The sequence below is a fragment of the Rhodococcus sp. ARC_M5 genome, assembly GCF_022810405.1.
GTDB classification, from domain to species: domain Bacteria; phylum Actinomycetota; class Actinomycetes; order Mycobacteriales; family Mycobacteriaceae; genus Rhodococcoides; species Rhodococcoides navarretei.
In genome coordinates this window covers 459,649-485,704 of the sequence record NZ_JALGQE010000001.1, presented here as the reverse complement: position 1 = coordinate 485,704, position 26,056 = coordinate 459,649, and the positions used below count along the sequence as shown (strand labels likewise).

Here is a 26,056-nt window from a genome sequence, read left to right as displayed (position 1 = left end):
GGCATGGCGTATGAGACGAACGAAGGAGATGAACGAGTGAATGAGGAAAAGTTAGCGGCGAAGTGTTGCGCACTCGTGACGTGAGCGATATATCTTCAGCGGGGCGTTTCCGCGGGCGGATCGGCAAACAATCCGTGATCGTTCGACAGTGTGGAAATGACCGAATTGAGGCGCGTGTGGTGATGCTGTGCTGCGCTGAGCAGTCCCGCGGAATCGCCGGCGAGAAACGCCGTGAGCATGTCGGCGTGGTCGCTGTGCAGAGACGCGCGGTCGGACCCGGCGACATGCACCATGGGTTGCACGGGTTCGGTGATGTTCCAGGCGGATTCGAGCATGTGCAGCAATCTGTGCATTCGGGACGGGCGCGTCAGCGACAGGTGGAATTCACGTGAGAGGCGGTGATATTCCCGCGAGTCGTCCTGGGCGAGGGAGGCCTCGAGTTGCCTGTTGACCTCGATGAGGTGTTCGCGGTCGGTGTCGGTCGCCAGATCGACCGCGACCGGAAGTGCTGCAGTCTCGAGAACCTCTCGCACGATGTACATTTCGCGAAGTTCGGCGGCGGTCAGCTGAGCGACCGTGTAGCCGAGGTTCGGTCGATGATCGACCAATCCCTCACCGATCAGTGTCTTGAGGGATTCTCGCACCGGAATTCGGCTCACTCCGAACAGTTCCGCCACTTCGTTGAGTGGAATCGGGGTATTCGGTGGAGCGTCGCCGGCGAGAATTACCCGCCGCAATTCTCGTAGAATTGCCGGTTGCGGTCCACCGGGAGTCGATATCGACAATTGCGAGAGCAATATGGACCGACGGCGGGGTGGCACGACTCGAACATTAGCGACGGTGTGTTTCGGCGGCGTGACGGTTCCGTTCCATCCGATAGCATCTGCGTCCATGGCCACGGATCCCCTCGGCGCGCAGTACTGGACGGACGTCGACGGTTCGAGGACCCTCGTCGTGCCGGTCGGTTCGATCGAACAACACGGGCCGCACCTTCCCCTCGACACCGACACTCGTATCGCCGACGCCGTCGCCCGCAGCATCCCGGACGCGGTCGTGGCTCCCGCCATCGCATACGGGGCGAGCGGCGAGCACGAGGGTTTTCCCGGCACCGTCTCGATCGGCGCCGCTGCGCTCGAAACGCTCCTGGTGGAGTACGGACGCTCCGCCTGCCGGTGGGCCCAGCGGGTGGTGTTCGTCAACGGGCACGGTGGGAACGGGCCCACCGTGCGATCCGCAGTGCTGCTGCTCCGGTACGAGGGACGCGATGTCGTGTGGTTCCCATGCGCCGTACCAGGAGCAGATGCTCACGCCGGACGGACCGAAACGTCGTTGCTACTGCACCTTTCGCCCGAGGCGGTGGACATGACGAAGGCACAGGTGGGAAATGTGACCGACATTGCCGCGCTGCTCCCGGCACTTCGCGACGGTGGATTGGCACCGATCACTGCCAACGGTGTGCTCGGCGATCCCACCGGGGCCGATTCGGAGGAGGGTAGACGACTGTTCGAGGCCCTCAGCGCCCGCGCCGCCGAGGCGGTGCGCAGATGGAGTCCCTCCGAGCACGGTGTGATCGCATGACCGAATCCGGTGAATCGCCTGCTGGGGGGTCCGTCGTGACGCCGCGAGAAACGGGGGCCAGGTATGTTCCTTCCGATTTCTCGGGTGGCCGACACTCCGGCGGCTTGTCCGCTTACGATCTCCTGATGGGTGAAGGTCGGTTGCCTGACGGCTTCGGGGTGCGAGTCGATCCACGCGTACGCACTTTCTCCGAAGGACGCGTCCTGATCGGTGGTTCACCGACACGCATGCTCAAGCTCGCACCGACCGCTGCGGCGATGATCGGCGACGGATTCATCGAAGTGACGGATTCGCAGTCCGCTCTCGTGGCGCGCAAGCTGCTGGACTCCGGGGTCGGGAACCCGCGGCCGATGTCGATCCCGTCGCCGTCGGACGTCACCGTCGTCGTACCGCTCAAGAACAACGAGGCAGGGCTGGGGCGACTGATCGCGGCGCTGCACGGATTGCACGTGATCATCGTCGACGACGGGTCCGACGTCCCGGTCGCCATGCCGCAGATCTCGTGGAGCGTGGGCAGTGTGACGGTGTTGCGGCACGAGCACTCACGCGGGCCGGCTGCGGCGCGAAACACTGGCTTGCGCTGTGCAACAACAGGTTTCGTGGCATTTCTGGATTCGGACGTCGTCCCGCGTAAGGGGTGGCTCGAGGTGATGCTGGGTCACTTCTCGGATCCGGCGGTTGCTCTGGTGGCACCCCGCATCGTCGCCCTCGAGCCCGAGGGCAGTGCTCTCGCCCGGTACGAACACGCTCGCTCGTCGCTCGACCTGGGCCGCAAGGAAGCGGCGGTGCGGGCAGGTAGCTCGGTCTCGTACGTCCCCAGCGCCGCGATGCTGATCCGCCGATCCGTGGCGATGGACTGCGACGGGTTCGACGAGTCGATGCACGTGGCCGAGGACGTGGACCTGTGCTGGCGATTGCAGGAGGCGGGGTGGCGGCTGCGGTACGAGCCCGTCGCCCACGTCGCGCACGAGCATCGCGTCACCTTCGGCGAGTGGTTCGCGCGCAAGCTGTTCTACGGGACCGGTGCCACACCGTTGTCCGCTCGGCATCCGGGAATGGTGCCGCCGATCGCCATGTCTCCGTGGACGTTGGTGGCCTGCCTGCTTGCCGCCAGTCTGACGCGGCTCGGGCTCGTCGGCGCGGCCGCCACGCTCGGCGTGACGATCGTCCGTCTTCGCAGAATGTTCGTCGGTCTGGATCAGCCCACTCGCATCGCAGCCATTCTGGCGGCAGAGGGTTTCGTGGCGGGTTTGTGGCAACTGGCGTCGGCTCTGTGTCGGCACTATTGGCCGATCACCCTGCTCGCCGTGCTGCTGTCGAGCCGTATTCGTAGAATAGCGCTCGGATTGGCTGTGGCAGAGGCATTCTCGGATTGGTACAAGCACCGTGAACTCGGGGGCCTCGATCCCGTTCGGTATGCCTTCTACAAGCGAGCCGACGACGTCGCCTACGGCGCGGGGCTGTGGCGCGGTGCACTGGCAGCTCGCAGCCTGGACGCGCTCAAGCCTCGACTCGACGGCTGACGTGGTGCGATCCCGGCCGGCCTCGTCGACGGTGTGAACCCCACCGAGTTCGCCGACGTCATCGTCGTCGGAGGTGGCTCCTGCGGCTGCGTCGTCGCCGCACGGCTCAGCGAGAATCCCGATCGGTCGGTGCTGTTGCTCGAAGCCGGACCGGCATTCCCCGGCGTCGCCGATGTCCCGGCGGCCTTGCTCGACGCGTCGACGCTTCCCATCGGCCCCGGTAGCGAATGGGTGGGAACCTATCCGGCCGAACTCGCGGCGGGTGTCTCACGGACGATTGCGCGAGGTCGGGTCCTGGGAGGCTCCGGAGCAGTGAACGGCGGCTACTTCATCCGCGCCGCGCCTGGCGACTTCGACGCCTGGCCGCAGTCGGCGTGGTCTTTCGATCAGGTCCTGCCGTTCTACATCGGCTCCGAAACCGACCTCGACGCCGGAGCGAGGGGGCGGTGGCACGGCACCCGCGGGCCGATGCCGGTCTCGCGCGCTCCGATGCAGGATCGACATCCCCTGACGGCGGCATTCGTGGATTCGGCCACGAACGCGGGCTTTCGATTCCGTGAGGACATGAACTCGCCGGACGCTGCCGCCGGGGGAGTGGGCATCGTTCCGTCGAACGTCTTCGACGGAACACGCGTAAGTGCCGCTCTGGCTTATCTTTTGCCGGTCGCGGGACGAAAGAACTTACGAGTGCAGGGTAATTCGACGGTGTCGTCGTTGATGTTCAAGGGCAACAGGGTGATCGGGGTCGAGATCATCGTCGACGGCGTACACAGAGTCGTCGAGTCGGACACCGTCGTCGTCTCGGCCGGCGCGGTGCACACCCCCGCTCTGTTGCTTCGATCCGGCATAGGACCGTCCGAAGGATCTGCTGCGCTTGGCATTTCGGTCACCGCCGACAGTCCGGGAGTAGGTCACGGTTTCAGCGATCATCCCGAGGTTGCCGTTCCCTTCGTCGCGAAGAACGACAGGTCGACGCCATCGCCTGCGCTGGAGGCGGTTCTGCATGCGGGCGAGGTGGAAATCAGGCCGTACACCAGGAGGTTCGACCAACTGATCTCCGGTCTCTCGCGTGTGCCGCACGTGTTCGGGGTCGGCCTCATGCGCTCGACGGCGCGAGGGAGCATCACGCTGCGCAGCACGGATCCGTTCGAGGCCCCGGACGTGAGATACCGCTATCTCGAATCCGACGGTGACCGGCGGGCGATGCGAGGTGGCGTCGAACTGGCGCGCGAGTTGCTCGCATCGCCGTCCATGGCGGTCGAGGTCGAAGTGCCCGCGATCGACGACCCTCTCGCGGCACTCGGCACGTCGCTGCACATGTCCGGTAGCGCCAAGATGGGGCCCGAGTCCGATCCGGAGTCGGTGCTCGACGATCACTGCCGCGTGCGCGGGGTGGACGGAGTCTTCGTGGTCGATACCTCGGCGTTCCCGGTGGTGCCCAGTCGCGGCCCGCATGCGACGGCCATCATGTTCGCGGAGCGTGCCGTGGCGCTGATGGGAGTGGAGCCTGCGGAATGACCCGGTGGATGGGAGTGGAGCCTGCGGAATGAGGCGGTGTGCAGGAGTTGACCACCGCAGTCGTGTGAAGGCGTAGCGTTCGTGGTCTGGGGACCGTTCAGGTTCCCCAATAGATGGGTTACTGCTATGTCGGACAAATCGCCCCGCAACACGATGACCAAGAAATCCGGCAAATCACTCAAGGACAAGCGCGCCGACAAGCGGGCCAAGTCGAGCGGTGACACCAGCAACGACATCATCACCTCGGCAGTCAAGAAGAAGTAGGCGCTCGCGGTCGGCGGGACCGGCCACCGCCGTTCCGTCGGCCCCGGCTGTATCCTTGCTTGTGAGCTGGGTTACAGCGATGTGGACAGGTCACGGAGGAAGCGTCGAATGGCAAGCCGATCGGACAGTGGCGGCAACCCCTGGGTCGCAGTGCGCCCCGGCGAGGACATCGCTGTGCTCGCGCGCCAAATGTCCAGTGCCCATCAATCTTTCGTCGACGACATTCGTACTCACGGTTCGACGGTTCGCTCGGTCGTACTCGATTCGTGGATGCGTAGTCGCACCAAGGGCGTCGATCCCGACGGCGGAAACGACACTCCCGCGTTGACCGGGCCGGATCTCGAGCGCTACCGCAACGGGCATCCGATGGCCATCATCAGGCCGGTCATCCGCAAGCTGCTGGTCGAGGACGCGTCGGACACCGGATTGCTCGTCGCCATCTCCGACGCCGAGGGCCGGCTGCTGTGGGTCGAGGGTGATTCCGCGGCGAAGGACCGAGCGCTCACGATGGACTTCGCCGAGGGGGTCGACTGGAGCGAGGAGAGCAAGGGCACCAATGCCCCGGGTACTGCGCTCGCGGTCGACCACAGCGTGCAGATCTTCGCGTCCGAGCACTTCTCGCGTTCGGTGCACGAGTGGAGCTGCTCGGCGGCCCCGGTGCACCACCCCACCAGTGGCCACATTCTGGGAGCCATCGACATCACCGGTGGCCCGCGCGTTGCGGTACCCGAGGTGCTCTCGCTGGTCCGTGCCACCGTCGCCGCGGCCGAATCCGAGTTGCGGCTGCATTTGATGAATTCACCGAAATCGTTGGGCGACACAGCTCCCCGGCTCGAAGTTCTCGGATCTGGTCGGCCCGGATTGGTGCGGAGTTCCGGCCGGATACCGCTCTCTCAACGACACGCGGAGATCCTGCTTCTGCTCGGTGAGCATCCCGAGGGCCTCAGTTCCGACCACCTCGCCGTGCTGCTCGACGAGCACGAGCTCGACTCCGTGACCATCCGCGCCGAGATGTCGAGACTACGTAAGACATTCGGAACCGCAGGCCTGGCGTCGCGCCCCTACCGTCTGGTCGGAGAGTTGTCCTCCGACGTCGGCGATATTCGCCGCGCCCTCGATCGCGGCGACGTCGACGCCGCCCTTCGGATCTACTCCGGCCCGGTGCTACCCGGATCGTCCGCGCCCGGTATCGAGGAGATCCGCGAGGAACTGCGGTCTCGAATGCAGGCAGCGCTGCTCCGACTCGGGGATCCGGTGCTGCTGGCCCAGTGGACATCGTCCATTCACGGTCGCTCGGATGTGGTCGCCTGGGAGGCCTACCGATCCACCCTGAGCAGAGATTCCGCGCTCTACGGGCAGGTCAGCGCGCGTATCGATCTGCTCGACCGCGATCTCGGAATCTGACTGCAGGATCCGAGGACCGTCCGGTCGGGCGTAAGCAACCTAGTTGCAACGTTGCACCGCCTAGTGTCATGAATCACACACCGCATCAACTGTGAAGCACGTGTCGATCAGGAGGATTTTCAATGTCCGTCTACGCCCGTCCAGGTACCGCCGATTCCATCATGTCGTTCCAGTCGCGCTACGACAATTGGATCGGCGGCGAGTGGGTACCGCCGGTCAAGGGTCAGTACTTCGAGAACCCGACTCCCGTCACCGGTGAGAACTTCTGCGAGGTCGCCCGCTCCACGTCCGAGGACATCGAGCTCGCGCTCGACGCCGCACACGCCGCAGCCCCCGCATGGGGCAAGACCTCCGCTGCCGAGCGCGCCGTGATCCTCAACAAGATCGCCGACCGTATCGCGGACAACCTCGAGTCTATCGCGCTCGCGGAATCCTGGGACAACGGCAAGCCGATTCGCGAAACCCTCAACGCCGATATCCCGCTGGCCATCGATCACTTCCGGTACTTCGCCGGCTGCATCCGCGCGCAGGAGGGCTCGCTGTCCGAAATCGACAGCGACACAGTGGCTTACCACTTCCACGAGCCGCTCGGAGTCGTCGGGCAGATCATTCCGTGGAACTTCCCGATCCTCATGGCCGTCTGGAAGCTGGCCCCCGCTCTCGCAGCCGGTAATGCCGTCGTCCTCAAGCCCGCGGAGCAGACTCCCGCGTCGATCCTGCACCTGATCTCGATCATCGGTGACCTGCTGCCCGCCGGTGTGCTCAACATCGTCAACGGATTCGGCGTCGAGGCAGGCAAGCCGCTGGCATCGAGCCCGCGTATTTCCAAGATCGCGTTCACCGGCGAGACCACCACCGGCCGCCTGATCATGCAGTACGCATCGCAGAACCTGATTCCGGTGACGCTGGAACTCGGCGGCAAGAGCCCCAACGTCTTCTTCTCCGACGTGCTGCAGGCCAACGACGACTACCAGGACAAGGCCCTCGAAGGCTTCACGATGTTCGCCCTCAACCAGGGTGAAGTCTGCACCTGCCCGTCGCGCTCGCTGATCCAGGCGGACATCTTCGACGAGTTCCTCGCCCTCGCTGCCATCCGCACCAAGGCTGTGCGACAGGGAGATCCGCTCGACACCGATACCATGATCGGTGCGCAGGCATCGAACGATCAGCTCGAGAAGATCCTCTCGTACATCGAAATCGGCAAGGGCGAAGGCGCGCAGGTCGTCACCGGCGGCGAGCGTGCGCAGCTCGGCGGCGACCTCAACGGCGGCTACTACATGCAGCCCACCATCTTCACCGGCAAGAACAACATGCGAATCTTCCAGGAAGAAATCTTCGGGCCGGTCGTCTCGGTCACGTCGTTCACCGACTACGACAACGCCATCGAGATCGCCAACGACACCCTGTACGGGCTCGGCGCAGGCGTCTGGTCTCGCGACGGCGGCATCGCCTACCGCGCCGGCCGCGATATTCAGGCCGGTCGCGTGTGGACCAACACGTACCACCAGTACCCCGCGCACGCCGCGTTCGGTGGCTACAAGCAGTCCGGTATCGGCCGCGAGAACCACAAGATGATGCTCGACCATTACCAGCAGACCAAGAACTTGCTGGTGAGCTACGCCCAGAAGGCACAGGGCTTCTTCTGATGGAGAATGCTCGGCCGCCCGCGCGGCTGAAGACCACCGCCGGGGCGATGGATCTCCTCCGTCGCCTCGGCGGTATCCACGGCGAACTGATGATGCATCAGTCCGGCGGATGCTGTGACGGGTCGTCGCCGATGTGTTATCCCGCAGGGGAATTCATCGTCGGCGACCGCGACGTCCTCCTCGGATACATCGACCTGCGGCTCGGGGTCGGCGAGGTTCCGCAGGACCTCCCCGACGGTGTCGATGGTGTGCCGGTGTGGATTTCGGGTTCTCAGTTCCAGGCCTGGAAGCACACACAACTCGTGCTCGACGTCGTACCCGGCCGGGGCGGCGGGTTTTCGCTCGAATCACCCGAGGGAGTCCGCTTCCTCAGTCGAGGGCGCGCGTACACCCCGGAAGAGAACGAGCTTCTCGCCGCGTACCCACCGCTCGTCGGCGTCGATTGGGAAGAAGGTCGGCGCCCGCCGGTGCCGGACGATCCGCTCGTGGTCGCCGAGGCCGTCGATGCATGTCCCGTCCCGGGGATGCTCCAGGGCTGAGTGCCTGCGGCAGTGGTGCGGTTGAATGCCCCTGGTGGCACTCAACCGCACCACTGCGCGGAGCGCATACAGTGCGAACGATGAAGAGCGCACCGAAGTCCGAGGCGGCCGAGGGCGGCGAGAGCCTCCGCACGGTGGTGATTGCGTTCGTCGCCAATCTCGGTGTCGCGATCGCCAAGACGTTCGCGGCCGTGTTCACCGGGTCGGCGTCGATGGTCGCCGAAGCCGCGCACTCGTGGGCGGATACCGGCAACGAGATCTTTCTGCTCGTTGCCAATCGACGGGGATCGCGTGGACCCGACGATCGCCGGCCGCTCGGTTACGGTCGCGAGACGTACTTCTGGTCGACTCTCGCGGCCATCGGGCTCTTCGTCGCCGGTGCTGCCGTGTCGGTGTGGCACGGCATCACCTCGTTGCTCGCCGGTGAATCGAGCAGCGAGAACTACCTCGTCGCCTACGTGGTGCTCGCGATCGCGTTTCTCCTCGAGGGAGTGTCGTTTCTGCAATCGGTTCGGCAGATTCGCGGTGAAGCAGCCGAGTACCACAGAGACTTTCTCGACTACGCACTCGAGACCTCGGATCCGACGCTGCGCGCGGTGTTCGCCGAGGACAGTGCTGCACTGATCGGCATCGTGATCGCCGGTGCCGGAATCGGATTGCATCAGCTGACCGGTAACGCGGCCTTCGACGCCATCGGGTCCATCCTCGTGGGGATACTGCTCGGAATCGTCGCCTTTGTTCTGATCGATCGAAACCGCCGATTCCTCACCGGCGAACCGGGTTCGAGAGCATTATGGAACGCGGTGGTGCAGCGGATCGAAGGGCTCCCTGAGGTGGCTTCGGTCAGATTCGTGCGCATCGAGTTCGTCGGTCCCAAACAGATCTACGTGGTGGCGAGTGTCGATCTCGTCGGTGATTTCGCAGAATCACGCATCGCGCACACGCTCCGGCGGCTGGAGCGTGAGTTGGAAACCAACAGGGCTGTGGTGGACGCGGTACTGACAGTCGCCGAACCGGACGAGGGAGATATCGGCGACGTCAACGCCGTCGAAAACCTGACGTAATTCGCCTGTCACTCATCGATGACGCGGCGCTTACATCACGGTCCTATCGTGAACCGATTCGCGCGCCACCCGTGTTGTGAATCGTCCCCTCGGGCGTGACCCCGCTCCGAGCGAAATGGATACGAGAGGCTTGCAATGTCCGTAGAAGACCCCCAGTCGTCTCCGCCGAAATCGAGCTCGCACGAGAGCACACAGTCACACGTCGAAGGCGGTGACTACCTGGCCAAGCGAACTTTGAAGAAGGGGACGGCAGGCTGGGTCCTGCTGGCGGGCCTCGGAGTCAGCTACGTCATCTCCGGCGACTACTCCGGCTGGAATTTCGGTCTCGCCGAGGGTGGCTTCGGTGGTCTGCTCATCGCGGCGATCATCATCGCGGGCATGTACCTTGCCATGGTCCTCGGTATGGCCGAGATGTCGTCGGCGCTGCCCGCCGCGGGCGGTGGCTACACCTTCGCCCGCCGCGCTCTCGGACCGTGGGGCGGATTCGCCACCGGCACAGCGATTCTCATCGAGTATGCCATCGCTCCCGCGGCGATCGCGACGTTCATCGGTGCCTACGTCGAATCGCTCGGACTGTTCGGCATCACCGACGGGTGGTGGGTCTACCTGGTGGTCTATGCGGTGTTCATCGGAATTCATCTCTCCGGCGCAGGCGAAGCCCTCAAGATCATGTTCGTCATCACCGCGATCGCCTTGGTCGGACTCGTCGTGTTCGCCATCGCCGCCATCGGACAATTCGACGCGAGCAACCTGACCGACATCGCGCCCACCGACGCAGCCGGAGCTTCGGGATTCCTGCCGTTCGGCTACCTCGGCATCTGGGCTGCTGTCCCGTTCGCCATCTGGTTCTTCCTCGCGATCGAAGGTGTTCCTCTGGCCGCAGAAGAGGCCAAGGATCCGACCAAGAACGTGCCGCGCGGCATCATCGCCGCCATGGGCGTACTGCTCGTCACCGGCGCCGTCGTGCTACTCCTGGTGACCGGCGCAGGCGGTGCCGACGCCGTCAAGGAATCGGGAAATCCGTTGGTGGAAGCCCTCGGTGACGGAACCGCGAGCAAGATCGTCAACTACATCGGCCTGGCCGGACTGGTCGCGTCCTTCTTCTCGATCATGTACGCGTACTCGCGCCAGCTCTTCGCGCTCTCGCGTGCCGGATACCTGCCGAAGACACTGTCCATCACCAACACGCGCAAGGCCCCGACGCTCGCACTGATCGTCCCGGGCGTCATCGGCTTCCTGCTCTCACTGACCGGGCAGGGCGCAATGTTGCTCAACATGGCCGTGTTCGGTGCGGCGCTGAGCTACGTTCTGATGATGGTCAGCCACATCGTGCTCCGTCGCAACGAGCCGAACATGGAACGGCCGTACCGAACCCCCGGCGGCGTCGTGACCACCGGATTCGCGTTGATCGTCGCAGCGCTCGCCGTTGTCGCCACGTTCGTCGTCGATTCCACCGCGGCACTGTGGTGCCTGGCCGTGTTCGTGGCGTTCATGGCCTACTTCGGTATCTACAGCAGGCATCATCTCGTCGCGAACTCGCCGGACGAGGAGTTCGCTGCACTGGCCAAGGCCGAGGCCGAGCTGGAATGACGATCTACACCCAGCAGGTCTCGGGCACCACCTACACCTTCGACGGGCTGGTGGACTTGATGGCCAAGGCGACACCGCTTCGATCGGGCGACGAATTGGCCGGCTGCGCAGCCGAATCGGACGCCGAGCGTGCGGCAGCTCAATGGGCATTGTCGGAGGTCTCGCTCGACGTCTTCCTGCACGATCTGCTCGTTCCGTACGAGAGCGACGAAGTCACCCGGCTCATCATCGATTCACACGACCGCATCGCCTTCGGAGCGGTGTCGCACCTGACCGTCGGCGGCCTGCGGGACTGGCTCCTCCAGGTCACGGCGAGGTCGGACGCGGCGGCGACGTTGCGGTCGGTGGCCGCCGGACTGACTCCGGAGATGGTGGCAGCGGTCAGCAAGATCATGCGAAACCAGGATCTGATCGCAGTGTCGCGAGCCGTGCAGGTGACGTCGGCCTTCCGTACGACGATAGGACTTCCCGGAACCCTCACCACTCGGCTCCAGCCCAATCATCCGACGGACGACCCACGCGGAATCGCCGCGGCCACACTCGACGGGTTGCTCCTCGGATCGGGCGACGCGGTGATCGGGATCAACCCCGCGACCGACTCACCGCAGGCGACGGCCGACCTGCTGCATCTGCTCGACGACATTCGGCAGCGCTTCGAGATTCCCACTCAATCGTGCGTACTCTCGCACGTGACGACGACCATGGAACTGATCGACAAGGGCGTTCCGGTGGATCTGGTGTTCCAATCCATCGCGGGCACCGAAGGGGCCAATTCGAGCTTCGGAGTGAACATTCCACTGCTTCGGGAAGCGAACGAGGCCGGCCGATCACTGCACCGCGGAACCGTCGGGAACAACGTCATGTATCTCGAAACAGGTCAGGGTTCGGCGTTGTCGGCGGGCGCGCACATCGGTACCGGCGATCGGCCCGTCGATCAGCAGACCCTCGAAACGCGTGCGTACGCGGTGGCCCGCGATCTCGAGCCGCTGCTGATCAACACCGTCGTCGGATTCATCGGGCCCGAGTACCTGTACGACGGCAAGCAGATCATCAGGGCCGGCCTGGAAGATCACTTCTGCGGCAAGCTGCTCGGCCTGCCGATGGGAGTGGACGTCTGTTACACCAACCATGCCGAGGCCGACCAGGACGACATGGACACTCTGCTGACCCTCCTCGGCACCGCCGGGGTCGCGTTCGTCATCGCGGTGCCGGGTGCCGACGACGTCATGCTCGGATATCAGTCGTTGAGCTTTCACGACGTGCTCTACGTCCGGCAGGTTCTCGGTCTACGACCCGCACCGGAATTCGAGTCGTGGCTCTCCCGACTGGGAATGGTGGACACCGACGGCCGACTTCTCGAGGTCGATGCCGCGGGATCACCGTTGCGTGCGTTGATGAGTGCGCGATGACCGGTGAATCTGAAGTGGAGTTCTGGGGTGAGTTGAGAGCGATGACTCAGTCTCGGATCGGGTTGGGACGTATCGGTGATTCTCTACCGACCACCCGCGTGCTCGAGTTTCGCTCGGCGCACGCTGCTGCGCGCGATGCCGTGCACATGCCGCTCGAGGTCGAGGAGTTCGTGGCTCGGGTGGAGCAGGTGGGGCTCGGATCACCGCCGGTGGTGACGTCGCTGGCGACGAGTCGTGCGGAGTATCTCCGACGGCCGGATCTGGGCCGGCAGCCGAAGGACCTGTCGGCGGTGTCGCATTCGGAGGACGAGATCGGCATCGTCCTGAGTGACGGGTTGTCTCCGCGTGCGCTGTCCGATCACGGTGTGGCCATGCTGGAGGCGTTGAAAACGGAACTCTCCGATAGCTATTCGATCGCGGCTCCGGTGATCGCGACCGAGGCGCGAGTGGCGCTGGGTGATCACATCGCCGCAGCGATGGGCGTGCGGACGGTGTTGGTTCTGATCGGGGAGCGTCCGGGACTGTCGGTCGCGGACAGTCTCGGTATCTATCTGACGCATCTGCCGAAGCCCGGATGCACCGACGCCGATCGCAATTGCATCTCGAACATCCATCCGCCGGAGGGACAGGGGTACGAGCAGTCGGCCCGGATCGTGGCCGGTCTTCTGGCCGGAGCCCGGAAGCTCGGTCGGTCCGGAGTGGCGCTCAAGGACACGTCGCGAGCCGACGCGCTCGAGTCGGCGGAAGTCCTCACCCTGGAGTGACGTCCCCCTATTCGGGGGTGCCTGTACGTGATCGGCGTCACTACCGTGGAGTTCATGGACAGTTATTCTTCCGGTGCGTCGGACACCGCAGTTCTGGACGATACGATCGGCGCGAATCTGGATCGCAGTGCGGCGCAATACTCCGATCACGATGCGTTGATCGATGTGGGCTCGGGGCGACGGTGGACCTATTCCGAGTTCGTCGCCGATGTCGATCTGCTGGCCGCAGGCTTGCTCGTGGCCGGTGTCGAGGTGGGGGACCGCGTCGGAATGTGGGCTCCGAACTGCCCGGAATGGGTTCTGGCGCAGTATGCGACGGCGAAGATCGGTGCCGTTTTGGTCAACATCAACCCCGCCTATCGCTCCCACGAGCTGAAGTTCGTGCTCGAGCAGGCCGGTGTGTCGGTGTTGTTGTCGGCCACGGAGTTCAAGGGATCGAACTACGCGGCGATGATCGACGACGTGCGCCCCGAGGTGCCGTCGCTGCGTGAGGTCCTGTTCATCGGCAGCATGCAGTGGGAAGCGATGACCGATCGCGGTCACCGAGCGTTGGCGAAGACTCCACACATGATCACCGACGTGTCCGAGCGGCTGAGTGCCGATGATCCGATCAACATCCAGTACACCTCGGGGACAACGGGTTTCCCCAAGGGCGCGACGCTCAGTCACCGCAACATCCTCAACAACGGGTTCTTCGTCGGAGAGCTCTGCCACTACACCGCCGAGGACCGTGTGTGCATTCCGGTGCCGTTCTACCACTGCTTCGGCATGGTGATGGGCAATCTGGCCTGCACATCACACGGAGCGGCGATGGTGATTCCCGGTCCCTCGTTCGATCCGGTGGCGACGTTGACGGCCGTCGCCGCGGAGAAGTGCACCTCGCTCTACGGAGTCCCGACGATGTTCATCGCGGAACTGGCACTGGAGAATTTCGACGACTTCGACCTCGGCAGTCTGCGTACCGGCATCATGGCCGGATCGCCGTGTCCCACCGAGGTGATGAAGCAGGTCATCGAGCGGATGGGTATGGCCGAGGTGTCGATCTGCTACGGCATGACCGAGACGTCGCCGGTGTCGCTGCAGACTCGGAGCGAGGACTCCATCGAGCAGCGGGTGTCGACCGTCGGGCGCGTCGGTCCTCATCTCGAGGTCAAGATCGTCGACCCGATCGAGGGCAGCACACTGCCTCGCGGTGAGGCCGGCGAGCTGTGCACCCGCGGCTACTCGGTGATGCTCGGCTACTGGGAGCAGCCGGAGAAGACTGCCGAGGCCGTCGACGACGAGGGGTGGATGCACACCGGCGACATCGGGGTCATGGACTCCGACGGCTACGTGGCGATCACCGGGCGGATCAAGGACATGGTGATTCGCGGCGGCGAGAACATCTATCCCCGCGAGGTCGAGGAGTTTCTGTACACCCATCCCGATGTCCTCGACGCGCAGGTGATCGGAGTGCCCGACCCGAAGTACGGCGAAGAGCTGATGGTGTGGATCAGGATGAAGGACGATGCCGCACCGCTCGATTCGGCTGCGGTTCGCGAGTTCTGTGACGGGCGGTTGGCGCACTACAAGATCCCGCGATACGTGCACGTGGTCGACGAGTTCCCGATGACGGTCACCGGCAAGGTGCGCAAGGTGGAAATGCGCGAGAGGTCGCTCGGATTGATCTGACGACGATCGCTCGGCTGACATACTCGCGTGTATGGACAGTGCGCTGTGGACGCCGTCGGATTCCGATCTCGCCGCGGCTCGGGTGACCGAGTTCGCGCGGTTCGTGGAGCAACGTCACGAGGTGGAGCTGCCGGACTACGAGGCGCTGTGGCGGTGGTCGACGATCGAACTCGAATCGTTCTGGCGGGCCGTGTGGGATTTCTTCGAGGTCCGTTCCTCCAGCGTGCCCGACACGGTGCTCGCAGAGCGCAGTATGCCGGGAGCACAATGGTTTCCGGGTACGCACTTGAACTACGTGGACCAGGTGATCAGGCACATGCGACCCGGCCGCGCCGCGATCGTCCACGCCCGCGAGGACGGTTCGACGCGGACCGTGACGTGGGAGGAGATGATCGATCAGGCGGGGGCGCTGGCGGGCTCGCTGGCCGACGCGGGAGTCGGCCGCGGCGATCGCGTCGTCGGATACCTGCCCAATGTTCCCGAGGCGGTGATCGCGTTCCTGGCGACCGCGAGTCTGGGTGCGGTGTGGTCCGCGTGTGGGCAGGACTACTCGGCCTCGGCGGCACTCGACCGTCTGGGCCAACTCGAACCCACGGCCTTGATCACGGCAGACGGGTACGTCTACGGAGGGAAGATCCGAGACAAGGCCGCCGATGTCGACGCTCTCACGGCCGGGCTGCCGACGCTGAGACTGGTGGTGACGGTCGGGGAGGCGTCGGGAAATGCAGTGAGTTGGGCTGACGCAACAGCGCAGAGCCGTCAATTGTCCCCGGCAGCAGTGCCTTTCGACCACCCGCTGTGGGTCGTGTTCTCCTCGGGTACCACGGGTCTACCGAAGGGGATCGTGCACGGTCACGGCGGTGTGGTGCTCGAGCATCTCAAATCCGTTGTCCTGCACTCCGATCTGGGGCCCGAGGACGTGTTCTTCTGGTACACCAGCCCCAGCTGGATGATGTGGAACTTCCAGGTCGCCGGTCTACTTGCCGGATCCACGGTCGTGTGCGCCGACGGAAATCCGGCATTTCCGACGCCGGATGCATTGTGGGACATCGCCGGTCGGCTGGGTGTGACGTACCTCGGTACCAGCCCCGGCTATGTACTCTCGTGCATCAAGGCCGACACGCATCCCGGCACCGATCACGACCTGTCGGTTCTGCGAGCGATCGGGATCACCGGGTCCGCGATGCCTGCGTCCTCGTCGATCTGGTTGTCGGAGAACATCGGTGCGCAGATACCCGTCTTTTCCATCTCGGGTGGTACCGACGTCGTATCGGCATTCGCCGGGGGAGTGCGGACTGCGCCGGTCTGGGCCGGAGAGCTGTCGGTGCCGTTCCTCGGCGTGGCGCTCGACGCGTTCGACGAAGCCGGCAACTCGGTGCGGGGGATGGTCGGTGAACTGGTCGTCACCGAGCCCTTGCCGTCGATGCCGCTGTACTTCTGGAACGACGCGGACGGATCTCGTTACCGGGACGCCTACTTCGACACCTATCCGGGAATCTGGCGGCACGGAGACTGGATCACCGTGACCGATCGCGGCAGTGTGGTCGTCCACGGACGATCCGATTCGACGCTCAACCGCAACGGAATTCGCATGGGCAGCGCCGACATCTACCAGGCCGTCGAATCGCTGGACGAGGTCACCGAGGCGCTCGTGCTCGGTATCGAGCTACCCGACGGCGGATACTGGATGCCCCTGTTCGTGGTGGTCCCGGGCGGTGCGACCGACGAGTTGCGTGAACGCATCGAATCCGTCATCAGAACGCAGGCGTCGCCGCGACACGTTCCCGACGACGTCATCGCCACGCCCGCGATACCCCACACCCGAACCGGGAAGAAGCTCGAGGTACCGCTCAAACGTCTCTTTCAAGGTGCCACTGCTGCAGGCACTCTCGATGCGAGTGCCGTCGACGACCCGGCTGCGTTGGCGTGGTTCGTCGACCGGGCGACCGAGTTTCAGCGAGTCCAGCGCGCAAGATAGGCCTTCTCCTCCGGCGCGATGCGGCGCAGGGTCTCGGCACCGACGTCGACCATCGCCATCCGGGTCGTCGCCACCACGGCGGGCGGCGAATCGGGTGCCGCGCCCGCGGCGCGCACCTCGTACCCGATGGTGAAATCGACAGCGCGCACCTTCTCGAACCACAGTGTGACGTCGAGTGGACCGTCCGAGTGCCGGAGCGGCTTCTTGTACGCGATGGTCACGTTGGCGATCAACGCACTCTTGATCAGAGACTCGTTGGCCTCGCCCTCGCTGAGCAGCCATTCGATGCGTGCTTCCTCGAGCAAGGTGACCATCCGTGCATGATTGATGTGCGCGAAGGCGTCCATGTCGGACCAGCGCACCGTGACGGTCGCGTGATATCCGACGGGACCGATCGGCTCTGGTTGCATCGCACCAGGCTCTGTTTTCATTGCTAGAGGATGGCATGCACGTCGGCCGAGACGACGCTCTAGAGTCCCAGGGGTGATTATCGCCAACGTCGCACTGGATGGTTCCGGCGTGCTCTTCGACATCGAACTCGTCGGCTCGGTCATCGAGTCGATCGCCCCCGCCGGCCGTCGACGCGGTAGCGGCGTGGAGGTGCTCGACGGTGGGGGCGGGGTTGCCCTGCCCGGGTTCGTGGACAGTCACGTACATCTGACGCAGTGGGCTGCGGCGCGTCGGCGAATCGATGTGGGGCCGGCCATGTCGGCGGCCGATGCGGTTGCGCTGGTGTACCCCTATGCGCGGACAGCAGGCGATTCGGTGGTGCGCGCCAACGGCTTCCGGGACGCACAGTGGCCCGAGGAACCGCACAAGGATCTGCTCGAGAATGCACTGCCCGGTGCCCGAGTGGCCATGACGAGCATGGACCTGCACACGCTGTGGCTGAGCCCGGCATTGCTCGCAGATCTGGGAATCGATCACCCCACCGGGGTGCTCCGCGATGTCGACGGCCTCGAAGCGGTGATGGCACTCGAGGAACAGGAGGACCCGGCCGAACTGGATCGGGCCGTCCTCGACGCGACTGCAGCACTGGCGGTCCGCGGAGTCACCGGCGTCGTGGATTTCGAGTTCGCGGACAACAAGACGGTCTGGGATCGACGTCTGACGGCCGGTTCCCCTGCGGTACGTGTCGATACGACGGTGTGGCCTCAGTGGCTCGACGAGGCAATCGAGCGCGACGAGCGGACCGGCGACGTCTCGGCGCTCTCGGAACTGATCAGGCGCGGACCGCTCAAGGTGATGCTCGACGGTTCGCTCAACACCAGAACGGCGTGCTGCCACGACCGGTACCCGGGCATCGACGGCGACGACGCGTTCGGTCTGTTACTCGAGACCAAGGAGAGTCTGTTCGGGCTCGTCTCGCGTGCGTCGCGCAGTGGCATCGTGCCTGCGATTCACGCTATCGGCGACCGCGCGAACAGCATCGCACTCGATGCGTTCGAGCGGGCCGGCTGCGGTGGTCGGATCGAGCATGCGCAACAGATACTGCCGGAGGACATCGCGCGTTTCGCTGCGTTGGGCGTCGTGGCGTCGGTGCAGCCGCAGCACGCGATGGCCGATCGCGATATTGCCGAGCACTTGTGGGCGGGACGGCGCTCGGTGGCCTACGGCTACGGAACGCTCCATCGCAGCGGGGCAAGACTGCTCTTCGGTTCCGACGCCCCGGTCAGTCCACCCGAACCGTTGGCTGGAGTCGCCGCTGCGGTGTTCCGAACCGACGACGACCGACCGCCGTGGCGTCCCGAAGATGCCGTCCCTCTCGACGTTGCGCTGCGCGCAGCATGCGGCGGCCGGGGCCCGCTCCGAGTCAGGGATGCGGCAGACATCGCCGTTCTCGTCGAGCATCCTACTCATCGCTCGGTGCAGGATCTCGCCGAGACGGAGATCAGAGCCACGATCTGCGCGGGCGAGCTCACTCACGCGGCTGCGGTGTAGGCGCGAAGCCCGCGGATCGATGTTGTCGGAGGGGCCGCGTAGCGTCACTGAGATGACGTCGATCACCGATCCGCGCGTAGGCGAGTTCCTGTCCGCGGGTACCCGCACCGGCAAGCTCGGATATCTCGCCTCGGACGGCAGACCCCTGGTCGCGCCCGTCTGGTTCGTCGTGGAGGGCGAACAGATCGTGTTCAACACCGGGGCCGACACGGCCAAGGGCCGATCGATTCGCCGTGACCCCCGCGTCGTGTTGACCGTCGATCTCGAAGAGCCGCCGTACGGATTCGTCCAGGTGCAAGGCATCGCGTCGGTCGACGAGGACCCCGTGGAGCTGGTGCGTACCGCAACCGAGATCGGGGCCCGGTACATGGGCCGCGAGCGTGCCGCCGAGTTCGGCGTGCGCAACGGCGTTCCGGGCGAATTGATCGTTCGGGTGACCCCGAACAAGGTCCTTGCCGCTTTCGACATGACGGCATGACGACCGACGCTCCCCGCGCGGTCGGCACTGTAGATTGACCGGGTGCCGAATCGAGTCGAAGGTGTTCGATCGACTCGAAGCGGGTACCGACATGTAACGGTCCGGTACATACATACGGATATGTACTGAAAGGTAACTTCGAGTTGTTTCCGGTGAGAAAATAGAGAACGACGTAAGTGACTTGCTCGATGTGTTCGGTGCCCACCGATCGCTGCCGGTTCGGCGGCCGGTGGGGGCGCGTGTGATTGTGGGAAAGAGAGGCTTCGATTGGACCCGCTAGGTGTGGAAGGTGCTGGACACGACGACGGAGTCGGCAGTCCTGAGCATTCGTCGTTCCCCCTGTCACCGGCCCAATTGGGAATGTGGTTCGCGCAGCATGTGGACCCCTCGGTACCTGCGAACATCGCCCAGTACATCGAGCTGCACGGCGAACTCGACGTGGAGCTGCTTCGTCGGGCCTCCTCGCAGGCTGCGCTCGAGCTGCAGTCCGGATTCGTGCGCATCGTCGAGATCGACGCCGAACCTCGGCAGCTGGTCGATCCGACGCTCGACGACTCGCTGAACTACCTGGATCTGCGCGGCGAGGCCGACCCACGTGCTGCCGCCCTGGCGTGGATGCACGGTGATTACAGCGCGCCGATCGACGTACTCCGAGACCGGCTGATCGCCGCGACCGTGCTACGCCTCGAGGACGACGTGTGGTTCTGGTACGAGCGCGTGCATCACGTGGTTCTCGACGGATTCGGTGCCGTCACGTTCATGAACCGAGCGGCAGAGCTCTATACCGCAGCGGTGGAGGGCGCCGAACCGAGCAAGAACCTGGCATCGGACCTGACCAAGGTCTACGACATCGACGTGGCCTATCGCGACTCGAGCCGCTTCGAGGCCGACCGCGAGTACTGGGCGTCGCGTATCGACGGGATCGACGGAGTCACCACCCTGGCCGGGCACACGGCTGCGCCTGCGGCGAAGAGCCAGATAGACAGCACAGCTCTGTCCACCGCGACCATGACGAAGCTCGAGGCTCTGCGGGCGGAGACCGACACGACGATGGCAACCATCGTCATCGCCGGATTCGCCGCCTACCTGGCCCAGATGACCGGACGCGAGGACGTCGTCCTCTCGCTCCCGGTCACCGCGCGCACCACCGCCGTCCTGCGTCGCTCCGGCGGCATGGTCTCCAACGTCGTACCCCTGCGGCTCGACGTGTCGAGCGAGACCACCGTCGAGACGCTGCTCGCACGTGTCAACGCGGAGGTCTCCGGCGCACTGCGCCACCAGCGATACCGACACGAGGACATCCGACGCGATGCGGGCGCGGCCAGCGGTCAGGCCTCGTTCTTCGGACCGTGGGTCAACATCATGCTGTTCTTCGGCGAGGTGCGCCTCGGTTCGATGGTCGGCGGCATCAATATTCTCTCGACCGGCCTCATCGAGGACTTCGGACTCAACCTCTACACCAGCGTGGCCGGGTCGACCACCCACATCGACTTCGAGTCCAACCCCAACCTGTACGGACCCGAGCAGTCCGGACGAAACCACGAACGATTCGTCGATTTCTTCGGTCGGTTCGTCGCGTCGGGAGCGAAGGACGCGGTCTGGGATCTGGCCCTGACGGACGGTGTCGAACGCGATCTCGTCGTGGCCGAATGGAACGCCACCGAGCACGAGACGGATCCGCGCACGCTGCTGTCGGCCTTCGAGTCCGCCGCAGCCGCGCACCCCGATGCCACGGCCCTCGTGTACGAGGGCGAGGCACTCACCTACGGCGAACTCGCCGCTCGGGTGAACGGCCTCGCCCGCCATCTGATCGACATGGGTGTCGGCCCCGAAGTTCTCGTCGGACTCTCGATCCGCCGCTCGTTCGACCTCGTGGTCGGCATGTACGCGATCGTGGCGGCCGGCGGTGCCTGGGTACCGATCGATCCCGACCACCCCGCCGATCGCACCGCATACATCCTGGACTCTGCACAGCCGAGGTGCGTACTGATCTCCTCGCGCGACGACGTCGCGCTGCCCGACGGAACCGAGACCGTCGCGGTCGATCTCGTCGACTGCACCGCGCGTTCCACGGCACCCATCCGGGACGCCGAACGCACTGCGCCACTGCGACTTTCGAACACGGCCTACGTGATCTACACCTCTGGTTCGACCGGGCGGCCGAAGGGCGTCGCCGTCGAGCACTCGGCAATCGACAACCAGATGGAATGGATGCTCGCGGAGTATCCGTTGAACGCATCCGACGTCTATCTGCAGAAGACGGCGACCACCTTCGACGTCTCGCTGTGGGGCTTCTTCCTGCCGCTGCGGGTCGGCGCGACGATGGTCCTGGCCACCCCCGACGGCCACCGAGATTCGGTGTACGTGGCCAACAAGATCGCCGAGCACCGCGTCACGGTCACCGATTTCGTGCCGTCGATGCTGACGGTCTTCGTGGCCAACGCGCCGGCGAACACCTGCAGTTCCCTGCGCCACGTGTTCGTGATCGGCGAGGCGCTGCCCGTCGAAACCGCAGCGTCGTTCCGCGCGATGTGCTCCGCAGGGTTGCACAATCTCTACGGTCCCACCGAGGCTGCCGTCTCGGTCACCTACCACCCCAGTACTGCGCAGGACACCCGCACCGTACCTATCGGCGTGCCCGAATGGAATACGAAAGCCTTCGTCCTCGACGGTCGATTGCGCCCCACTCCGATCGGCGAGTCCGGCGAGCTGTACCTCGCCGGCGTCCAGCTGGCGCGCGGCTACGTGGGCCGACCGGATCTGAGCTCGGATCGCTTCGTGGCCAACCCGTTCGGTGTCGGCGGGGAGCGGATGTACCGTACCGGCGACCTCGTTCGTTGGCGCAGTGACGGAGTGTTGGACTACATCGGTCGAACCGACTTCCAGGTCAAGTTCCGCGGACAGCGCATCGAGCTCGGCGAGATCGAAACCGTACTGCTGTCTCACGAATCCATCTCGCAGGCAGTGACTCTGGTGATGCAGACGGTCACCGGCGACCAGTTGGTTGCGTACGTCGTTGCGACACCGGGCCGATCCATCGAATCCGCTGCGGCGATCGAATTCGCAGGACATGCGTTGCCGTCGTACATGGTCCCCGCAGCGGTCGTCGTCCTCGACGCCCTCCCGCTGAACACCAGCGGGAAGCTGGATCGAAAAGCGTTGCCGGAACCGGTATTCAGCAGTGCCAAGAAGTACCGAGCTCCGCAGAGTCGCGCGGAACACGTCGTCGCCGGTATCTACGAGGAGCTTCTCGGCGCGTCGACCGTCGGTCTGGACGAGGACTTCTTCGAGCTCGGTGGCAACTCGTTGATTGCCACACAGCTGGTGACGAGGGTCGGCAGCGCTCTCGGAGTTCGCCTGGGAGTGCGCGAGCTGTTCGAGGCACCCACCGTGGGTGCGCTGGCGGCCAGAGCGCAGAACGCGGTGGTCGTCGGCGACTCCACGCCGGAGCTCGAGGCAGGCCTCCGTCCCGAGCGGCTGCCTCTTTCGCTGGCGCAGCAGAGAATGTGGTTCCTCAACCGCTTCGATTCCGACACCGCTGCCTACAACCTTCCCTTCATGGTGCGGCTGACCGGGGCGGTCGACGTGCGAGCGCTGAACTCGGCGTTCACCGATGTCGTCGCCCGGCACGAAACCCTGCGGACGATCTATCCACAGGCAGACGACGCACCCGAGCAGATCATCCTCGTCACTGCCGAGGTGGCACCCGACCTGCAGGCTCGAACCGTCGACGCGCGGTCGCTCGACTCTGAATTGATCGCGCTGGCGCAGCAGGGATTCGATGTCTCTGCTCAGCCACCGTTCCGAATCGCTTTGTTCCAGTTGTCGTCCGACGAGTTCGTTCTCGCGATGGTGCTTCATCACATTGCTGCTGACGGCTCGTCGTTCGGTCCGTTGGCGCGCGACATCATGGTGGCCTACGAGGCGCGTTCGAACGACCGCGAGCCGGCGTGGCAGCCGCTGTCGGTTCAGTACGCCGACTTCGCTGTGTGGCAACGGAAGATGCTCGGGTCGGAGTCCGAGCCTGCATCGCAGGCGGCCAAGCAGATCAACTACTGGATCGGTGCGCTGGACGAACTGCCCGATCGCATCGACCTTCCGTTCGACCGGCCGCGGCCGGCGTCGGCAACCAACGGTGGGGCGAAGTGCAGATTCGAGATCGACGCCGATGTGCATCGGAAGCTGGTCGAGGTAGCGCGAGGTCGACAGGCTTCCATCTTCATGGTTGTGCAGGCGGCATATGCAGTTCTTCTGTCTCGGCTGAGCGGGACCACGGATATCGCTATCGGTGCTCCTATCGCCGGTCGGTCGCACGAGGCGTTGGACGACATAGTCGGAATGTTCGTCAACACGCTGGTCCTGCGAACGCAAGTAGAACCGGGCACTTCATTCGAGGAACTCCTCTCCCAGGTACGCAACGTGGATCTGTCCGCGTTCGCGCACTCGGACATCCCGTTCGAGCGTTTGGTCGAAGTTCTCAAGCCGACTCGATCCACCGCACGGCACCCGTTGTTCCAGGTAGCACTCTCACTGGAGGCAGCACGGGACCGCGACCTCGAGTTCGCCGGACTGACCGCACGGGCCGAGGAACTCGATGTTCCCATCGCGAAATTCGACCTGCAGCTCTGGCTGACCGAACATCACGGTGACGATGGAACTCCGGGCGGTATCGACGCAACGTTCGAGTTCGCCACGGATATCTTCGACACTGCGACCGTCGAGAAGTTCGGGGAGCGATTCGTCCGCATTCTGGACGCGATCGTGGCGGATACCTCGGTACCGGTCGGAGACATCGTCATTCTGGACGACGACGAAGCGAACACGCTCGTCGACGTACGCGGGCGCGAAGTCCACGGGGCTCGGACGTTGCCGGAGTTGCTGACTGCAGGTGCGCGGATCGCACCGGATGGAATCGCCGTTCGCACAAGGGCGTCCGAGGTCGGCTACCGTGAACTGGACGAGCGCTCGAATCGAATGGCGAGGTTGTTGGTCGCCCGAGGCGTAGGTCCGGAATCCATTGTCGCGCTGGCTTTCCCGAGGTCCTTCGAGATGGTCCTCGCGGTGTGGGCGGTGGCCAAGGCCGGTGCAGCGTACGTGCCGGTCGATCCCGATTACCCCGTCGACCGAGTGCGGCACATGGTCAGCGATTCGGCGGCAAGCCTGGGAATCACCACGCGTGATCGGGTAGGTGAACTGCCCCGGGCATGCACCTGGATTGCCATCGACGACGAGAATTTCCAGACCGACGTCGCTCAGCAGTCCGCCGATGCACTCGACGATTCCGACCGGACCGTACCGATTCTGCTGGACAATGCGGCCTACGTCATCTACACCTCGGGTTCGACCGGCATGCCCAAGGGAGTCAGCGTCACGCACCGCGGACTGTCGGGTCTGGTGGACGAATCGCGCGAGTTGTACCAGGTCGACATCAATTCTCGCGTCCTGCATGTTATTTCACCCAGTTTCGACCCTTCGGTGTTCGAGTGGACTTTGGCCGGTTCGGCCGGTGCCATGTTGGTGGTCGTGCCGCCGTCCATCATCGGCGGACCCGAGCTGCGTTCCTTCGTAGCGGACAACGGGATCACCCACGCAATCATCACACCGGCCGTGCTCGGCTCGATGGACTCCGCGGGCCTGGACACACTTCGGTTGCTCTCGGTCGGCGGCGACGCCGCGGCACCGGATCTGGTGGCGCGGTGGGCACCCGGACGAAGGTTCTTCAACGCCTATGGGCCGACCGAAACGACGATCGTCTCCACTCGCGGCGAGCTGTTCGCCGGCGAACCGATCACCGTCGGTGGGCCCGTTCGAGGCGTCGCTGCGCGCATCCTCGACTCGCGACTCCTACCGGTTCCGGTGGGTGTCGTAGGTGAGCTCTACCTTTCGGGCGAAGCCGTGGCCCGTGGCTACCACAACCGACCCTCGCTGACCGCGGAGCGATTCGTCGCCGACCCGTTCGACCCATCCGCCGGGTCGCGGATGTACCGCACCGGTGACGTCGTGCGCTGGACTGCAGACCGAGCGATCGAGTACGTCGGCCGTTCCGACTTCCAGGTCAAGGTGCGCGGCTATCGCATCGAACTCGGCGAAATCGATGCTGCCCTCGAATCACATCCCGCGGTGACGTTCGCGACGACGATCGGGCACGAGTCGAGCTCCGGACACACCGCCCTCGCCTCGTACGTGCATGGGCCTGAACCGATCGACAAGGACGACGTCCTCGCGCATATCGGTCGCACGCTGCCGAGCTACATGGTGCCGACCGCACTGGTGGTTCTGGACGAAATTCCCCTGACGCCGATCGGCAAGCTCGATCGCCGGGCGCTGCCGGAACCGGAGCTGGGAATCAGTTTCCGCCAGTTCCGTGCGCCCACGACCCCGATCGAGGAAACCGTCGCCACCGTTTTCTCGGACGTGCTCGGTGTGCCTGTCGTCGGGCTCGACGACGATTTCTTCGGGCTCGGTGGAAACTCGCTCATCGCCACTCAGGTCGTCGCGCGGCTGGGCGCTGCACTCGATGCGCAGGTTCCGGTCCGAATCCTGTTCGAGTCGTCGACGGTCGCCCAATTGGCGGTTCGCGTCGAGCAAGAAGCGGGTCGCGGTGCTCGAATTGCACTGCGCCGGGAAACAAGACCCGAGCGCATTCCGTTGTCGTTGGCTCAGCAGCGGATGTGGTTCCTGAACCGATT

General features: G+C 64.7%; 18 protein-coding genes (1 of these 18 cut by a window edge). 16 read left to right on the top strand and 2 right to left on the bottom strand.

Going from position 1 to position 26,056, the window contains the following annotated elements; all coding sequences use genetic code 11:
- Nucleotides 1-95: 95 nt before the first annotated feature.
- On the bottom strand, nt 96-821 hold the full coding sequence (locus MTX34_RS02060; protein WP_243608265.1) for a GntR family transcriptional regulator: 726 nt from the start codon (nt 819-821) through the stop codon (nt 96-98).
- A 70-nt stretch (nt 822-891) separates the two neighbouring features.
- Between MTX34_RS02060 and mftE the strand changes: the two genes are divergently transcribed.
- The 13 genes from mftE (at nt 892) to MTX34_RS01995 (ending at nt 16,948) form a co-directional block, all read left to right on the top strand.
- Nucleotides 892-1,578, top strand: a complete 687-nt coding sequence (gene mftE, locus MTX34_RS02055) for a mycofactocin biosynthesis peptidyl-dipeptidase MftE (protein WP_243608264.1) — start codon at nt 892-894, stop codon at nt 1,576-1,578.
- A gap of 125 nt (nt 1,579-1,703) precedes the next feature.
- Nucleotides 1,704-3,101, top strand: coding sequence for a mycofactocin biosynthesis glycosyltransferase MftF (gene mftF / locus MTX34_RS02050; RefSeq protein ID WP_243608460.1), 1,398 nt, complete (start codon nt 1,704-1,706; stop codon nt 3,099-3,101).
- A gap of 33 nt (nt 3,102-3,134) precedes the next feature.
- A complete protein-coding gene (gene mftG / locus MTX34_RS02045; RefSeq protein ID WP_243608263.1) occupies nt 3,135-4,619 on the top strand; it encodes a mycofactocin system GMC family oxidoreductase MftG in 1,485 nt (494 codons plus the stop codon).
- Between the two features lie 126 nt (nt 4,620-4,745).
- The gene (locus MTX34_RS02040; protein ID WP_167326762.1) at nt 4,746-4,883 is read left to right on the top strand and encodes a hypothetical protein; all 138 of its coding nucleotides are present in this window, start codon (nt 4,746-4,748) and stop codon (nt 4,881-4,883) included.
- Between the two features lie 108 nt (nt 4,884-4,991).
- Nucleotides 4,992-6,287 (top strand): transcriptional regulator, encoded by a 1,296-nt coding sequence (locus MTX34_RS02035; RefSeq protein ID WP_243608262.1) that lies wholly within the window; start codon nt 4,992-4,994, stop codon nt 6,285-6,287.
- A 122-nt stretch (nt 6,288-6,409) separates the two neighbouring features.
- Complete coding sequence (gene adh, locus MTX34_RS02030; RefSeq protein ID WP_243597269.1) at nt 6,410-7,933, top strand: aldehyde dehydrogenase; 1,524 nt, start codon at nt 6,410-6,412, stop codon at nt 7,931-7,933.
- The gene (locus tag MTX34_RS02025) at nt 7,933-8,472 is read left to right on the top strand and encodes a DUF779 domain-containing protein (RefSeq protein ID WP_243608261.1); all 540 of its coding nucleotides are present in this window, start codon (nt 7,933-7,935) and stop codon (nt 8,470-8,472) included. Before adh ends, MTX34_RS02025 begins: the two co-directional genes overlap by 1 nt.
- A gap of 80 nt (nt 8,473-8,552) precedes the next feature.
- Entirely contained in the window at nt 8,553-9,536 is a 984-nt protein-coding gene (locus MTX34_RS02020) for a cation diffusion facilitator family transporter (RefSeq protein ID WP_243608260.1), read from the top strand.
- Nucleotides 9,537-9,671: 135 nt separating this feature from the next.
- Nucleotides 9,672-11,126 carry an ethanolamine permease gene (gene eat / locus MTX34_RS02015; RefSeq protein WP_243608259.1) on the top strand — a complete coding sequence of 485 codons (1,455 nt, stop codon included), beginning with the start codon at nt 9,672-9,674 and terminating at the stop codon, nt 11,124-11,126.
- Nucleotides 11,123-12,535: an ethanolamine ammonia-lyase subunit EutB gene (locus MTX34_RS02010; protein WP_243594710.1), complete on the top strand. Its 1,413-nt coding sequence runs from the start codon at nt 11,123-11,125 to the stop codon at nt 12,533-12,535. Before eat ends, MTX34_RS02010 begins: the two co-directional genes overlap by 4 nt.
- Nucleotides 12,532-13,299, top strand: coding sequence for an ethanolamine ammonia-lyase subunit EutC (gene eutC, locus MTX34_RS02005; protein WP_243608258.1), 768 nt, complete (start codon nt 12,532-12,534; stop codon nt 13,297-13,299). Before MTX34_RS02010 ends, eutC begins: the two co-directional genes overlap by 4 nt.
- Nucleotides 13,300-13,353: 54 nt before the next feature.
- Complete coding sequence (locus MTX34_RS02000) at nt 13,354-14,970, top strand: AMP-binding protein (protein ID WP_243608257.1); 1,617 nt, start codon at nt 13,354-13,356, stop codon at nt 14,968-14,970.
- A 31-nt stretch (nt 14,971-15,001) separates the two neighbouring features.
- The gene (locus MTX34_RS01995; protein ID WP_243608256.1) at nt 15,002-16,948 is read left to right on the top strand and encodes an acetoacetate--CoA ligase; all 1,947 of its coding nucleotides are present in this window, start codon (nt 15,002-15,004) and stop codon (nt 16,946-16,948) included.
- Here the strand turns inward: MTX34_RS01995 and MTX34_RS01990 are convergent.
- On the bottom strand, nt 16,924-17,379 hold the full coding sequence (locus MTX34_RS01990; protein ID WP_243608255.1) for a thioesterase family protein: 456 nt from the start codon (nt 17,377-17,379) through the stop codon (nt 16,924-16,926). The two genes, MTX34_RS01995 and MTX34_RS01990, sit on opposite strands and share 25 nt — an antisense overlap.
- Nucleotides 17,380-17,431: 52 nt before the next feature.
- Here MTX34_RS01990 and MTX34_RS01985 point away from each other — a divergent pair, with 52 nt between their 5' ends.
- The 3 genes from MTX34_RS01985 to MTX34_RS01975 all read left to right on the top strand — a co-directional run.
- Nucleotides 17,432-18,889, top strand: coding sequence for an amidohydrolase (locus tag MTX34_RS01985; RefSeq protein WP_243608254.1), 1,458 nt, complete (start codon nt 17,432-17,434; stop codon nt 18,887-18,889).
- A 52-nt stretch (nt 18,890-18,941) separates the two neighbouring features.
- Nucleotides 18,942-19,367 (top strand): PPOX class F420-dependent oxidoreductase, encoded by a 426-nt coding sequence (locus MTX34_RS01980; protein ID WP_243594716.1) that lies wholly within the window; start codon nt 18,942-18,944, stop codon nt 19,365-19,367.
- Between the two features lie 282 nt (nt 19,368-19,649).
- Nucleotides 19,650-26,056: the 5' end (the start) of a non-ribosomal peptide synthase/polyketide synthase gene (locus tag MTX34_RS01975; RefSeq protein ID WP_243608253.1), read on the top strand. 23,677 nt of this gene lie beyond the right edge of the window; 6,407 of the gene's 30,084 nt are visible here — the first part of the coding sequence; its start codon is at nt 19,650-19,652; its stop codon lies beyond the right edge, outside the window.